General features: G+C 55.9%; 12 protein-coding genes. 4 read left to right on the forward strand and 8 right to left on the reverse strand.

Features of this window, described 5'->3' with window-relative positions:
• Nucleotides 1-326: 326 nt before the first annotated feature.
• Both ACTJJA_RS17220 and mdtD read left to right on the forward strand, forming a co-directional pair.
• The gene (locus ACTJJA_RS17220) at nucleotides 327-1,034 is read left to right on the forward strand and encodes a FadR/GntR family transcriptional regulator (protein ID WP_010426614.1); all 708 of its coding nucleotides are present in this window, start codon (nucleotides 327-329) and stop codon (nucleotides 1,032-1,034) included.
• Nucleotides 1,031-2,464, forward strand: a complete 1,434-nt coding sequence (gene mdtD / locus ACTJJA_RS17225) for a multidrug transporter subunit MdtD (RefSeq protein ID WP_010426613.1) — start codon at nucleotides 1,031-1,033, stop codon at nucleotides 2,462-2,464. The genes ACTJJA_RS17220 and mdtD overlap by 4 nt, the downstream gene beginning before the upstream one ends.
• Here mdtD and rbsR read toward each other — a convergent pair.
• The 7 genes from rbsR to kup all read right to left on the reverse strand — a co-directional run bounded on the left by rbsR (nucleotide 2,430) and on the right by kup (nucleotide 10,379).
• The gene (gene rbsR / locus ACTJJA_RS17230; RefSeq protein ID WP_108417221.1) at nucleotides 2,430-3,422 is read right to left on the reverse strand and encodes a ribose operon transcriptional repressor RbsR; all 993 of its coding nucleotides are present in this window, start codon (nucleotides 3,420-3,422) and stop codon (nucleotides 2,430-2,432) included. The two genes, mdtD and rbsR, sit on opposite strands and share 35 nt — an antisense overlap.
• Before the next feature lie 3 nt (nucleotides 3,423-3,425).
• Nucleotides 3,426-4,355, reverse strand: a complete 930-nt coding sequence (gene rbsK, locus ACTJJA_RS17235) for a ribokinase (protein ID WP_440668894.1) — start codon at nucleotides 4,353-4,355, stop codon at nucleotides 3,426-3,428.
• A 106-nt stretch (nucleotides 4,356-4,461) separates the two neighbouring features.
• Nucleotides 4,462-5,352 (reverse strand): ribose ABC transporter substrate-binding protein RbsB, encoded by an 891-nt coding sequence (gene rbsB / locus ACTJJA_RS17240; RefSeq protein WP_023333911.1) that lies wholly within the window; start codon nucleotides 5,350-5,352, stop codon nucleotides 4,462-4,464.
• A gap of 27 nt (nucleotides 5,353-5,379) precedes the next feature.
• Entirely contained in the window at nucleotides 5,380-6,345 is a 966-nt protein-coding gene (gene rbsC / locus ACTJJA_RS17245; protein ID WP_006808742.1) for a ribose ABC transporter permease, read from the reverse strand.
• 4 nt (nucleotides 6,346-6,349) lie between these two features.
• Complete coding sequence (gene rbsA / locus ACTJJA_RS17250) at nucleotides 6,350-7,855, reverse strand: ribose ABC transporter ATP-binding protein RbsA (protein WP_440668788.1); 1,506 nt, start codon at nucleotides 7,853-7,855, stop codon at nucleotides 6,350-6,352.
• A 7-nt stretch (nucleotides 7,856-7,862) separates the two neighbouring features.
• Nucleotides 7,863-8,282: a D-ribose pyranase gene (rbsD, locus tag ACTJJA_RS17255; RefSeq protein WP_010426608.1), complete on the reverse strand. Its 420-nt coding sequence runs from the start codon at nucleotides 8,280-8,282 to the stop codon at nucleotides 7,863-7,865.
• Nucleotides 8,283-8,510: 228 nt separating this feature from the next.
• On the reverse strand, nucleotides 8,511-10,379 hold the full coding sequence (kup, locus tag ACTJJA_RS17260; protein ID WP_420985493.1) for a low affinity potassium transporter Kup: 1,869 nt from the start codon (nucleotides 10,377-10,379) through the stop codon (nucleotides 8,511-8,513).
• A gap of 222 nt (nucleotides 10,380-10,601) precedes the next feature.
• On the opposite strand from kup, the gene ravA reads away from it, so the two are divergent.
• Nucleotides 10,602-12,098, forward strand: coding sequence for an ATPase RavA (gene ravA, locus ACTJJA_RS17265; protein ID WP_440668789.1), 1,497 nt, complete (start codon nucleotides 10,602-10,604; stop codon nucleotides 12,096-12,098).
• Nucleotides 12,092-13,543, forward strand: a complete 1,452-nt coding sequence (viaA, locus tag ACTJJA_RS17270) for an ATPase RavA stimulator ViaA (RefSeq protein ID WP_348556698.1) — start codon at nucleotides 12,092-12,094, stop codon at nucleotides 13,541-13,543. The genes ravA and viaA overlap by 7 nt, the downstream gene beginning before the upstream one ends.
• On the opposite strand, the gene asnA is transcribed toward viaA, so the two are convergent.
• Nucleotides 13,544-14,536, reverse strand: a complete 993-nt coding sequence (gene asnA, locus ACTJJA_RS17275) for an aspartate--ammonia ligase (RefSeq protein WP_089598342.1) — start codon at nucleotides 14,534-14,536, stop codon at nucleotides 13,544-13,546.
• Between the last annotated feature and the right edge of the window lie 128 nt (nucleotides 14,537-14,664).

Here is a 14,664-nt window from a genome sequence, read left to right on the forward strand (position 1 = left end):
AAATTGTTAAAGAGCAGTGCCGCTTCGCTTTTCGCAGCGGCGCGGGGTGTGCATATTACGCTTTCCCGCTTCAGAGTCAAGCGTTTATTTTCGCTTTTCTCTGCTGACCCAGCGGCGTGTGTGCCGTTGTTCCGTGTCAGTGGAGGCGCATTATAGGGAGTTATTCTGAGGTGACAAGAGGAAATTTAAAAAAAGTTTCTATCCGCGCTTTTTTTCACCAACACCGGTGAAATCAAGCTACAAATTGTTCTATTTGATGTATCTGCAACCACAATCACACCCGAGGTGGCATACTTATCAGCATGAATCATTAAGGAATAAAAGCGATGCCCTTAAGCGCACAACAGCTGGCAGCCCAAAAAAACCTGTCATATGTACTGGCAGAGAAGCTGGCTCAGCTGATTTTAGCGGGTAAATATGCCCCGGGTAGCATCCTGCCGGGAGAAATTGAACTGGGAGAACAGTTTGGGGTTAGCCGCACAGCCGTTCGCGAAGCAGTGAAAACGTTAACGGCAAAAGGCATGGTGCTTCCGCGTCCGCGCATTGGCACGCGAGTGATGCCTCAGGCTAACTGGAACTTCCTCGATCAGGAGCTACTCTCCTGGTGGATGACCGAAGATAATTTCCATCAGGTCGTCGATCATTTTCTGGTGATGCGCAGCAGCCTCGAACCTCAGGCGTGTCTGCTCGCCGCCACGCTTGGAACTGCCGAACAAAAAGCACAGCTTAATACCTTAATGGCAGAGATGGCCTACCTGAAAAAACACTTTAACCGCGAACGCTGGGTTGAAGTCGACATGGCCTGGCATGAACATATTTATACGATGAGCGCCAACCCGTTCCTGACCTCCTTTGCTTCATTATTCCATTCGGTGTACCACACTTACTTTACCTCTATTACCCAGGATGAAGTGGTGAAGCTGGAGCTGCACCAGGCAATTGTAGACGCCATTCAGGAGAGCGACGGGCAGCGGGCCCTGAGCGCGTGTCAGACATTGCTGGCCGCACCCACCCACCAGCAGGTGACTAAATGACAAAGAAAAAAGCGCGCAGCATGGCCGGATTGCCGTGGATTGCAGCCATGGCGTTTTTTATGCAGGCACTGGATGCCACTATCCTTAACACCGCACTTCCCGCGATAGCCCAAAGCCTCAACCGTTCCCCACTGGCGATGCAGTCCGCTATCATCAGTTACACCCTGACGGTCGCGATGCTGATCCCCGTGAGCGGGTGGCTGGCTGACCGTTTCGGCACCCGTAAGATATTCATGCTGGCCGTGACGCTTTTCACGCTCGGCTCTCTGGCCTGCGCGCTCTCAACCTCCCTCACGGAGCTGGTTATCTTCCGCGTGCTTCAGGGGATCGGCGGCGCGATGATGATGCCCGTCGCGCGTCTGGCGTTATTGCGAGCCTATCCGCGCAGCGAATTACTCCCGGTGTTGAATTTCGTCACTATGCCAGGTCTTGTCGGCCCGATACTGGGTCCGGTACTCGGCGGAGTGTTTGTCACCTGGGCAAGCTGGCACTGGATCTTCCTGATTAATATTCCGATTGGTGTGGCGGGCCTGTTTTATGCCCGCAAATATATGCCGGACTTCACCACGCCAAGACGCAGCTTCGACATGGGCGGCTTTTTCCTGTTTGGCCTGAGCCTGGTGCTGTTCTCCAGCGGGATGGAGCTGTTTGGCGAGAAGATCGTCGCTACGTGGATGGCACTCTCCGTTATCCTCGGCGGTATTCTGTTATTCCTTCTTTATATACGTCACGCACGCCGTCACCCGACACCGTTAATCTCCCTGGGGCTCTTTAACACCCGAACGTTTTCCGTAGGGATAGCGGGCAACATTGCATCACGTCTGGGGACGGGTTGCGTACCGTTCCTGATGCCATTGATGCTGCAGGTCGGTTTCGGCTACCCGGCCCTGATTGCTGGTTGCATGATGGCCCCCACGGCGATGGGTTCGATCCTGGCAAAATCAACCGTCACGCAGGTGCTGCGCTGGTTTGGCTATCGTAAGACGCTGGTTGGGGTGACGGTGTTTATCGGGCTGATGATTGCGCAGTTCTCATTACAGTCCGCCGCGTTGCCGGTCTGGATGCTGATCCTGCCGCTGTTTGTGCTGGGCATGGCGATGTCGACGCAGTTCACGTCGATGAACACCATCACCCTCGCCGACCTGACTGACGAGAACGCCAGCAGCGGCAACAGCGTGCTGGCCGTCACACAGCAATTATCGATAAGTCTGGGCGTTGCCGTGAGTGCGGCGGTGCTGCGGTTTTATGAAGGCTTCGACAGCGCGAATACCGTTGAGCAGTTCCACTATACCTTTATTACCATGGGCGCACTCACCGTGGTGTCGGCGCTGGTCTTTATGCTGTTAAAACCGAAAGACGGCCGAAACCTGATTAAAGAGCGCCACAAAGAGAAAGCTAAACCGAACCGCGTTCCATCAGAACAGGAGTAAGCTGCAGACGTTGCTGCTGCAGCGAGGGCTGCGCCATCCGGTGGATCAACACATCGATGGCCAGCTCGCCCAGTTCATCTTTTGGCTGATGGATCGTGGTCAGCGGCGGCGTCATGTAGCTGGCCAGTTCGATATCGTCGTAGCCAATCACCGCCATATCGTCCGGCACGCGTAGCCCCGCCTGATACAACGCCTGGTAGGCACCAAACGCCATCGCGTCATTACCAATAAACACCGCCTGCGGACGCGGCTTTTGCGCCAGCAGTTTCTGCATCGCCTCGAAACCGCCGTTAAATTCAAAATCACCGGTGATCCGATAGCCATCAGGAATGGCAAGCCCCGCCCGTTCCATGGCAGAGAGATACCCTTCCAGACGCAAACGCGCCGGAGTTTTATCCAGCGGCCCCGTAATACAGGCAATGCGAGTGTGGCCTTTATCAATCAGGTGCTGAGTCGCCATATCGCCGCCCAGCAGGGAGTTATCCTGAATCAGATCGCTGGTGCCGTCGAACGGCGCCCAGTCCATCATCACCGTTGGGATAGAAGGATAACGCTGGATGATCTCTTTCGAGGGCTGGTGCGTTTCGGTGCAAAGCAGCAGTAGCCCGTCGACGCGTTTTTGCATCAGCGTTTCCAGGTTGCGGTTCATGCGCTGCTCATCGCCTTCGGTATTGCACAGCACCAGGCTGTAGCCACGCTCGAAGCAGCTGCGCTCCACGCCGCGTACAAGTTCAGAATAAAAAGGGTTGGTACTGGCGGTGATCAGCATACCGATGGTGCGCGTCTGGTTAAGTTTGAGGCTGCGCGCCAGCGCCGACGGCGCATAGTTGAGTTCTTTTATCGCCGCGTCGACTTTTTCCCGGATCGCCTCGCTGACGAAGCGATCGTTATTGATGACGTGAGAGACCGTCGAGGTAGAAACGCCCGCCATGCGGGCGACATCTTTCATTGTGGCCAAGCGTTACCCCTGCTGACTTAAGAATTCATCGATCTCTTTACGCCACGGAACGGAAGGCTGAGCACCCTTACGCGTCACCGCAATCGCGGCGGCGGCATGTGCGAAGCGGATGGCCTCATCCATTGCTCTCCCTTCCAGCAGCGCCGTCACCAGCGCACCGTTAAAGGTATCTCCCGCCGCAATGGTATCAATGGCTTTAACCTTAAAGCCCGGCACGCGGCGGCCTTCGCCATTGGCACTTACCCACACCCCGCGGCTACCAAGGGTGATAATCACGGTGCCGATGCCTTTATCATGCAGTGCACCCGCGGCTCGCGCAGCATCGTCATCATTTTCTACGCGGATGCCCGTCAGCTTTTCGGCTTCGGTTTCGTTCGGCGTAATGATGTCCATCAGCGCCAGCAGCTCGTCTGATAATACACGGGCTGGAGCCGGGTTAAGTACGACAGTGGTATGATTTTCATGTGCAATTTTGGCGGCAGCCAATACGCTTTCAACCGGTGACTCCAGCTGCATCAGCAGGGCGTCGGCTCCGCTAATGATTGCACGTTGCGCTTCTACACGCTCCGTTGTCAGCGCAGCATTAGCGCCAGCATGAATACCGATGACATTCTCACCTTCCGCGTTGACGAAAATCAGCGCCACGCCAGTAGATTCCCCTTCGACTACGCTCACTGGCGAAACATCAATGTTGTCGCTCGCCAGCTGTTTGCGTACGCGCTCACCGGTATCGTCATCGCCGGTACAGGCGATAAACGCGATATTCGCCCCGCTGCGTCCGGCGGCGACGGCCTGGTTTGCGCCTTTACCGCCGAAGGCCACCTGATACTGGTTACCCGTGACGGTCTCACCCGGTGTCGGGAAGGTTTCAAGGTTAAGAATGTGATCGGCATTGATACTGCCAAGGACGACGAGGTTGCCTGCGGTTTTCATGGTTGGGTTGTCCATCTGAGAGCGCCACCGGTGTTACCCGGTGGCGTATGCCACACTTTTCTTTATTGGTGTCCCTCAGGCAGCCAGCGACTGCCTGATTCGCCTTTTACTGCTTGATGACCAGCTTCAGGTCAACCGGGTATTTGGCCTGAACTTTTTCGCCCTTCAGCACTTTGTCAGCAGTTTCAACGCCAGTCGCGCCAATCTGCTCAGGCAGCTGAGCGATGGTCGCAGCCAGTTTGCCATCATTTACCGCTTTTTCACCATCCGGCGTGCCGTCAAATCCGACAACCATCACATCAGATTTACCTGCGGTCTGCAGGGCACGCAGCGCGCCCAGCGCCATTTCGTCGTTCTGCGCGAATACGGCCTGCACATCAGGATGCGCAGTCAGCAGGTTTTGCATAACGTTCAGACCTTTAGTGCGGTCGAAGTCTGCCGGCTGGCTCGCCAGCACGTTGAATTTGTGTGCAGCCACAGCCTGCTGGAAGCCTTCACCACGCTCGCGCGCTGCGGAAGTACCGGCAATCCCCTGCAGCTCGATAACTTTTGCGCCTTCACCCGCTTTCTTCGCGATGTAGTCACCGGCGATTTTACCGCCCAGCACGTTATCAGACGCAATGTGGCTGACCACTTCACCTTTAGACGCCTGACGGTCCAGAGTAATCACCGGAATTTTCGCCTGGTTTGCCATCTTCACGGCGTTACCTACGGCATCGGAATCGGTTGGGTTGATCAGCAGAATTTTGGTGCCACGAACGGTTAAGTCCTGAACGTTCGCCAGCTCTTTCGCCGGGTTGTTCTGTGAATCCAGCACCACCAGGTTGTAGCCCAGCTTGTCCGCTTCTTTCTGCGCGCCATCCTTCAGGGAGACGAAGAACGGGTTGTTCAGGGTAGAGACAACCAGCGCGATGGTATCTTTCGCCATGGCGTTAGCACTTACGGTTGCGCTCAGCGCGACAGCAGAAACCAGGGTAGCCAGTTTTTTCATGTTCATATCTAAGATGTCCTGTAGTGTCGTCAGTTACTGTTTTTTGTTGTCTACCAGTACCGCCAGCAAAATCACCACTGCCTTAACGATCATCTGGTAATAGGAGGAAACACCTAACAAATTCAAACCATTATTCAGGAAACCAAGTATCAGTGCGCCGATCAATGTCCCAACAATGCGACCTTTACCGCCCGCAAGACTCGTACCGCCCAGAACCACTGCCGCAATGGCATCCAGCTCATACCCCGTACCCGCCGTCGGCTGCGCAGAAGAGAGGCGCGCCACTTCGATGATGCCCGCCAGTGACGCCAGCAGACCGCACAGGGAGTAAACGATAATTTTGACTTTATTCACGCTGATACCGGACAGACGCGTTGCCGCTTCGTTACCGCCCAGCGCATAGATATAACGGCCCAGACGGGTGTGATGCAGCATGTACCACGCCGCCAGGAAGACGATAGCCATGATCCAGACCGGGGTAGGAACACCCAGCGGACGACCGATACCGAACCAGCCAAACAGATCGGCGTTATCGGTAAAGCCCGTATTCACCGGGCTGCCGTTGGTGTACACCATGGTCACACCGCGCAGCAGCAGCATCATCACCAGCGTGGCGATGAACGCCTGAACGCGGCCTTTTGCCACAATCACGCCAGTTACGGCACCAATCGCCGCGCCAGCCGCCAGTGCAGCCGCAACGGCCACCAGCGCGTTGACCTCAATTCCCACAATTGAAGCGGCGATCGCACCGGTGAGCGCCAGCAGGGAACCGACGGACAGATCGATACCCGAGGTCAAAATCACCAGCGTCATGCCGACCGCCATAATGGCGTTCACCGACGTCTGCTGCAGAATATTGAACAGGTTATTAACGGTGAAGAAATTCGGGCTCATGGTCGACACAATCGCGATCAGCACCAGCAGGGCAATCAGCGATTTTTGTTCCATCAGCCATGCCTTTGTGAAATAGCGGCGACCAGAAACAGCCTGGGTAGTCATCTTCTTACTCCTGATTCACGCGATTAAGCTTGCCCACAGCGGCAGCCATCAGAACTTCCTGGGTGGCCTGCTCGCGAGTGAATTCACCGCCGAGATGCCCTTCATGCATGACGATTATGCGATCGCTCATGCCTAATACTTCTGGCATCTCGGAAGAGACCAGAATGATGCTCAGACCGTCGGCCTTAAACTGGTTAATCAGCTGATAGATCTCTTTCTTCGCGCCCACGTCCACGCCGCGGGTTGGCTCGTCGAGAATCAACACTTTCGGACGCGTCATCAGCCCGCGCGCAATCGCCACTTTTTGCTGATTCCCGCCGGACAACAGGCCAATCGCCTGCTCCATCGACGGGGTTTTGACGTTAAAGAGGCGGATAAAATCGCTCACCGCCTGCTGCTCATCTTTATGCTTCAGGCTCCCCCCGCTACGGCTGAAATAGCGCAGCGCGGTCAGGGACATGTTCTCTTTTACCGACATCCCCAGCACCAGGCCGTCGCGTTTGCGGTCTTCGGAGATATAGACGATACCGTTCGCCAGACCATCCTGCGGAGAGCGAGTGACCACTTCATGACCGTCGAGGGTGACATAACCACTGGTACGCGGCAGTGCGCCGTACAACACTTTCATCAGCTCGGTACGTCCGGCACCCATCAGGCCCGCCACGCCCAGGATCTCGCCCTGGCGCAGGGTAAAGGTCACGTCGTTCACGCCCGGACCACAGAGGTTATCCACCTTCAGGCGGATCTCACCCGGCGCTTTATCCAGATGCGGGTACTGATCTTCGAGCTTACGTCCCACCATCATTTCGATAAGCGAATCTTCGGTCAGCGTCGCCACTTCGCGCTCGGCAATAAACTGTCCGTCGCGGAAGACGGTGACGTCATCGCAGATTTCGAAGATCTCTTTCATACGGTGAGAGATATAGACAATCCCGCGCCCCTGCGATTTCAGCTCGCGGATCACGCGGAACAGGGATTCGGTTTCGGTATCGGTCAGGGCGTCGGTCGGTTCATCCATAATGATGACCTTCGACTCAAAGCTCAGCACCTTCGCGATTTCCACCATCTGCTGATCGCCAATCGAGAGATCGCCCACCAGACGGTCGCTCGTAAAGCGCAGGTTCAGCTTCGCCAGCAGCTTGTCCGCTTCGGCATACATGGTTTTCCAGTCGATTTTGCCGAACCGGTTAACAAACTCGCGGCCGAGAAAGATGTTTTCCGCAATGGTGAGCTGAGGGATGAGGTTCAGCTCCTGGTGAATAATACCGATGCCCGCTTCCTGAGAGGATTTCGGGCCATTGAAGGTGGTCTCTTTCCCCAGCCAGACGAGTGAACCGGCATCGCGTTGATAGATGCCGGTCAGCACTTTCATCATGGTGGATTTGCCGGCACCGTTCTCGCCCACCAGCGCCATGACGCGCCCGGCGTAGACGTTCAGCGCCGCACCGGAGAGGGCTTTTACGCCCGGGAACGACTTATCGATCCCTTTGAGTTGCAGTAATGCGTCCATGATGGCCTCAGAAGGTGACGCCAGCACAGAGAATGATATTCGCATACGGGGAACACTCCCCGCTGCGAATCACCGCCTGACTGTCAGCGGTTTGTTGTTTGAACTGTTCGTGCGTCGTGTAACGAATTTCTATGGTGTTTCCCTGGTGTTGTTGCAGTTGCTCAATGTGGCCGAGCAACGTTTCGTGGAGTTGCGGATTATGTTGTTTGATTTCCGCCGCGAGAATGGCTGCCTCAACCTGCATCTCCGCCGTCACGACTTCCAGTACCTGCATAAACGAAGGAACACCCTGCGTTAACGCCATATCGATACGGGTTGTGCTGCGCGGAACCGGTAAGCCTGCATCGCAAACCACCAGCGTATCGGTATGCCCAAGACGGGAAATAACCGATGAGATTTCTGAGTTGAGAACCGTGCCTTTCTTCATTTTCTTGCTCCACTAGCGAAACGTTTCGCTAAAAGTAGTTTAGACGCAAGAGTGTTCAGAAAACCATCATGACGTAACAGATTTGTGATCGACGTCGAAACGTTTCGCTAAGTCAAATATGGAGGAGAAATAAATGCAAAACGGTAACCTGAGGGTTACCGTTTTTTATGTTTGCACCCTCTCCCTGTGGGAGAGGGCCGGCGTGAGAGCATCAGCCCGCACGGAGGATTAGATCTCGACCTGCGTTCCCAGCTCAATCACGCGGTTAGGCGGGATCTCAAACTGGTCAGGCGCGCGCAGGGCGTTACGCTGCAGGATGAGGTACAGCTTGCCGCGCAGGCGCAGATACCACGGGCGCTTGCCGATGATCAGCGACTCGTGCGACATAAAGAACGACGTCTCCATCATCCGGCAGCTCAGCCCTTCCAGACCGCAGCGGTGGAACACCTCTTCCACGTTCGGCGTTTCGCGCCAGCCGTAGCTTGCCACAACGCGCCAGAAAGTCGGCGACAGCTGCTCAATCTGCACGCGGCGCACGTTGTGGACATACGGCGCATCTTCGGTGCGAAGCGTCAGCAGGATCACCCGCTCGTGCAGCACTTTGTTGTGCTTGAGGTTATGCATCAGCGCAAACGGGATCACGTTCAGCGCGCGAGACATATATACCGCAGTACCCGGCACGCGCACCGGCGGGGATTTCTCCAGAGAAGCGATCATCGCCTCCAGAGAATTCCCGTGCTCGTGCATGCGGCGCAGCAGGCGGAAACGCTCGCTTTTCCAGGTGGTCATGACAATGAACATCACCAGACCCAGCGTCAGCGGCAGCCAGCCACCGGACACTATCTTGTCGAGGTTCGCAGAGAACAGCGGCACGTCGATGCACAGGAAGCCCACAAGAATCATCGCCACGAGGAATTTATTCCAGTGCCAGTTACGGTACGCTACCGTGGTGGAGAGAATCGTCGTCAGCACCATCGTACCGGTCACGGCAATACCGTACGCCGCCGCCAGGTTACTGGAGTGCTCGAAGCTCACGATGACGATCACCACCGCAAAATAGAGCAGCCAGTTAATGAAAGGAATGTAAATCTGGCCGGACTCCATCTCCGAGGTATGGATGATGCGCATCGGTGAGAGATAACCCAGACGCACGGCCTGGCGCGTCAGAGAAAACACGCCAGAAATCACCGCCTGAGAGGCAATGACGGTCGCCAGCGTCGCCAGGATCAGCATCGGCACCAGCGCCCAGTCCGGCGCCAGCAGGAAGAACGGGTTCTTAATCGCCTCTGGGTTTGTAAGCAGCAGCGCGCCCTGGCCGAAGTAGTTCAGTACCAGCGAAGGCAGCACCACAATAAACCATGCCACGCGGATAGGCAGTTTCCCGAAGTGCCCCATGTCAGCATACAGCGCTTCCACACCGGTAATGGAGAGCACGACGGCACCCAACGCCACGAAGGAAACCACTTTATATTCGAGGAAGAAATGCACCGCCCAGTAAGGGTTCAGCGCATGCAGCACTTCCGGGTTCGCGATAATGCTGCGCAATCCAAGCGCAGCCAGGATCAGGAACCAGGCCAGCATAATCGGCGCAAACAGTTTCCCCACCAGCCCGGTACCGTGCTTTTGGATCACAAACAGCAGCGTCAGAACGATAATGGCCAGCGGAACCACCCATGTCTCGAGCTGTGGCGCGATAATTTCAAGCCCCTCTATCGCCGAGAGCACCGAAATAGCGGGCGTTATCACCACTTCCCCGTAGAAGAAACTGCCGCCAATCAGCCCGATGATCACGAGCACCGACGTCATTCTGGCAGAGGTATTGCGTCCGGCAAGGGACATCAGCGTCAGGATACCGCCTTCGCCCGCGTTATCTGCACGCATGACGAAAGAGAGATATTTAACGGAAACGACCAGAATCAGCAGCCAGAAGATGAGTGACAGGAAACCAAAAACGGCATCGCGTTCAACACCAAACCCAAACTGGCCGGACAAACATTCACGAAGCGTATACAGCGGGCTGGTGCCAATATCACCATAGACAACCCCGATCGCCGCAAGCGTAATTGCGGGTAATGATTGCTTATTATCAGTGCTCATAGACTAGTCTTTTCGTTTAAATAACAAATGTGTTCCTGGTCCCTTGGTCCACAAAAAGCGCACAGTATGCACGATTCACTGCAAAATCGTACCCCTAAATGCAACCGCATTAATGTAGCGCAAAGTAAATTGCGCCGCACTTCAGTCTATTACCAGCCCTGACCGAAACGTCTATACTCGCTTCAATTGGCCGCCACGACGGCGAAAGGATGCAAAACTATTATGGCTCACTCACATTTATTAGCAGAAAGAATTTCCCGCCTTAGCAGTGCGCTGGAGAAAGGCCTTTACGAGCGTAGCCACGCCATTCGCCTCTGTCTACTGGCGGCATTGAGCGGTGAAAGCGTGTTTTTGCTGGGCCCACCGGGCATAGCCAAAAGCCTGATTGCCCGCAGGCTCAAATTTGCTTTTCAGAACGCCCGCGCCTTCGAATATCTCATGACCCGCTTTTCCACCCCCGAAGAAGTGTTTGGTCCACTTTCCATTCAGGCGCTGAAAGATGAAGGGCGCTATGAGCGTTTGACGGCGGGGTATCTGCCAGAGGCTGAAATTGTCTTTCTTGATGAGATCTGGAAAGCCGGTCCGGCGATTCTGAATACCCTGCTGACGGCGATTAACGAACGTCGGTTCCGCAACGGTGCCAGCGAAGAGAAAATCCCGATGCGCCTGCTGGTGGCGGCCTCCAACGAACTGCCTGAAGCCGACAGCAGCCTGGAAGCGCTGTATGACCGCATGCTGATCCGCCTGTGGCTGGACAAAGTGCAGGATAAATCAAATTTCCGCTCCCTGCTGATAAGCCAGCAGGATGAGAACGAGAATCCGGTGTCTGCTTCGCTGCAGGTCACCGATGAGGAGTATCAACAGTGGCAACAGGACATCGGCAAAATCACCCTGCCCGACGCGGTCTTTGAGCTGATCTTCATGCTGCGCCAACAGCTTGATTTGCTGCCTGCTGCACCTTACGTCTCTGACCGTCGCTGGAAAAAAGCGATCCGTCTGTTGCAGGCCAGCGCCTTGTTCAGCGGTCGTGATGCCGTTGCACCAATCGATCTGATCCTGCTAAAAGACTGCCTGTGGCACGATGCCGAAGGCATGAACCTGATGCAGCAACAGCTTGAAGTATTGATGACCGGACACGCCTGGGGGCAGCAGGCGATGCTCAACCAGCTAGGGGCGATTGCCCAGCGGCGCATCCAGCTTCAGCAGCAGCAAAGTGATAAAACCGCGCTGAAAGTGAATCGCCTTGGTGGCATGTTCGCCCGCAAGCCGCACTATGAGCTTCCTGCCGATCTGACTGGCACGACGCTCACGCTGCTGCTCCAGCAGCCGCTCAAACTGCACGATATGCAGGTGGTCCACATTACGATTGAGCGCGAAACGCTGGCGCAGTGGCTCGATAAGGGCGGTGAGATCCGCGGCAAACTCAACGGTATTGGTTTTGCCCAGCCGCTGACGATGGAAGTGGATAGCAGCCAGCATCTGGTGATCCGCGATGTCAGCCTGCAAGGATCGCGTCTGGCGCTGCCGGGCACCGCTTCGGATAGCGTGCCGGAAGAGATCAAGCAGCAGCTGGAAGCGCTGGATACGGAATGGCACCAGCAGCACACGCGCTTCAGCGAGCAGCAAAAATGCCTCTTTATTCATAGCGACTGGTTAGGTCGTATCGAAGCCAGCCTGCAGGACGTCAGCGCGCAGATCAAACAGGCGCGTCAATGCTAACGCTGGACACGCTCAACGTGATGCTGGCAGTCAGCGAGGAAGGGTTGATTGAAGAGGTAGTCATTACCCTTCTGGCCTCTCCGCAGCTGGCGGCTTTCTTTGAAAAATTCCCCAGGCTCAAAAAGGCGATGACCGACGATCTCCCACGCTGGCGCGATAGCCTTCGCCAGCGGTTTAAGGAGACGGAAGTTCCGCCTGAATTGACGGAGGAGGTCGCCAGCTATCAGCAGTGCCAACGGCTGTCGACACCGCAGTTTATCGTCCAGCTACCGCAAACCCTGACGTTACTCGATAAAGTCCACTCTCCGTTTGCCAGCCAGGCGCGGGCGCTGGTTACGGATAACGCCACCTTTACCCCCGCGCTGCATACCCTGTTTTTACAGCGCTGGCGGCTGAGCCTGGTGGTTCAGGCCACAACGCTGAACCAGCAGCTGCTGGATGAAGAGCGTGAACAGCTGCTCAGCGAAGTTCAGGAGCGTATGACGCTGAGCGGCCAGCTTGAAGAGGTGCTGGTAGAAAATGAAAACGCCGCCGGACGCCTCTGGGACATGAGCGCCGGGCAGCTGAAGCGCGGGGACTACCAGCTGATTGTGAAGTACGGCGACTTTCTAACGCAGCAGCCCGAGCTGATGAAGCTTGCGGAACAGCTTGGCCGCTCGCGGGAGGCAAAATCGGTCCCAAAGAAAGACGCGCCGATGGAAACCTTCCGCACGCTGGTCCGCGAACCGGCCACCGTGCCGGAGCAGGTGGATGGATTGCAGCAAAGCGACGACATCTTACGCCTGCTGCCGACCGAGCTAAGCACGCTGGGGATGACCGAGCTGGAATATGAGTTCTATCGTCGGCTGGTGGAAAAGCAGCTCCTCACCTATCGACTGCACGGCGAAGCCTGGCGCGAGAAGGTAAGCCAGCGTCCAGTGGTTCATCAGGACTTTGATGAGCAGCCGCGCGGGCCTTTTATTGTCTGCGTGGATACGTCCGGATCGATGGGCGGGTTTAACGAGCAGTGCGCAAAGGCGTTCTGCCTGGCGCTGATGCGCGTCGCGCTCGCCGATCGGCGCCGCTGCTTCATCATGCTGTTCTCCAGCGAGGTGGTGGGCTATGAATTGACGAACCAGCAGGGGATCGAGCAGGCGATCCGCTTTTTGAGCCAGCGTTTTCGCGGCGGTACCGATCTGGCCAGCTGTTTTCGCAGCATTGTGGAGCGTATGCAGGGTGGTGACTGGTACGACGCCGACGCGGTGGTGATTTCCGATTTCATCGCCCAGCGGCTGCCGGATGACGTGGTGAATAAAGTGAAGGAGTTACAGCGGGTACACCAGCACCGGTTCCATGCCGTCGCGATGTCCGCGCATGGAAAACCCGGCATCATGCGCATCTTCGATCATATCTGGCGCTTTGATACCGGGCTGCGTAGCCGTCTGCTCAGACGCTGGCGGCGTTAATTAAAGAAGAGAACCGACGCTTTCACGTACCTGCTGCGGCCATACGCCACACTGCACCTGACCGATGTGTGGCAGTTGAAGCAGCAGCATGGTCAGACGGGACTGTCCAATACCGCCGCCGATGGTCTGCGGCATTTCACCGCGCAGCAGCGCCTGGTGCCACTCTAATTTGAGGCGATCTTCATCACCAGTAACCGCCAGCTGTCGCTTCAGCGCCTCCGCATCCACGCGGATCCCCATAGAAGAGAGCTCAAAGGCATCTTCCAGAACCGGGTTCCAGACCAGAATATCACCGTTCAAACCGGCAAATTCAGATTCACCTGCAGTGCTCCAGTCGTCATAGTCCGGCGCACGGACGTCGTGACGTTTGCCGTCAGACAATTTCCCGCCGATCCCGATCAGGAACACGGCACCTAACTCTTTAGCAATCGCACGTTCACGACCTTTGGCATCCAGACCCGGGAAGCGGCTCAGCAGTTCCTGACTGTGCACAAAGTGGATCGTTTCCGGCAGGAACGGTGCCAGACCAAACTCTTTGCTCACTGCCGCTTCGGTGGCTTTGATCCCGGCGTAGATCGCTTCAACGGTAGATTTCAGCGTGCCTACGTGGCGCTCGCCGTCACCCATCACGCGCTCCCAGTCCCACTGGTCTACGTAGACGGAGTGAATTGGGGTGAGGCGGTCTTCGTCGGGACGAAGGGCTTTCATGTGCGTGTAAAGCCCTTCGCCCGCGCTGAAGTCGTGTTGCCCCAGAGTTTGACGCTTCCATTTCGCCAGGGAATGAACCACTTCGAACTGGGCGTCTGGCAGTGTTTTCACTTTCACCTGTACCGCTTTTTCGCATCCAGACAAGTTATCCTGCGTCCCGTCACCCACGCGGCTGAGAATTGGCGCCTGAACTTCAATCAGGCCAAGCTTCTCTTCCAGCTGGCGGGAAAAATGGGATTTAACGAAACTGATCTGGCGTTGTTTTGCAATGTAAGCGGTTTTCATTATTTATACTCCTGCGTCCTGTTGGTACTGATTAAGCAACAGAACCGGCACTTAATTCAATAACCCATCAACAAAAAGCCGACTTCACTTTTGATTCGTTAAAATAAGACGCTAGAATAGAGTGATTC

The organism is Enterobacter sp. 22452 (assembly GCF_052045065.1).
GTDB lineage: Bacteria > Pseudomonadota > Gammaproteobacteria > Enterobacterales > Enterobacteriaceae > Enterobacter > Enterobacter mori.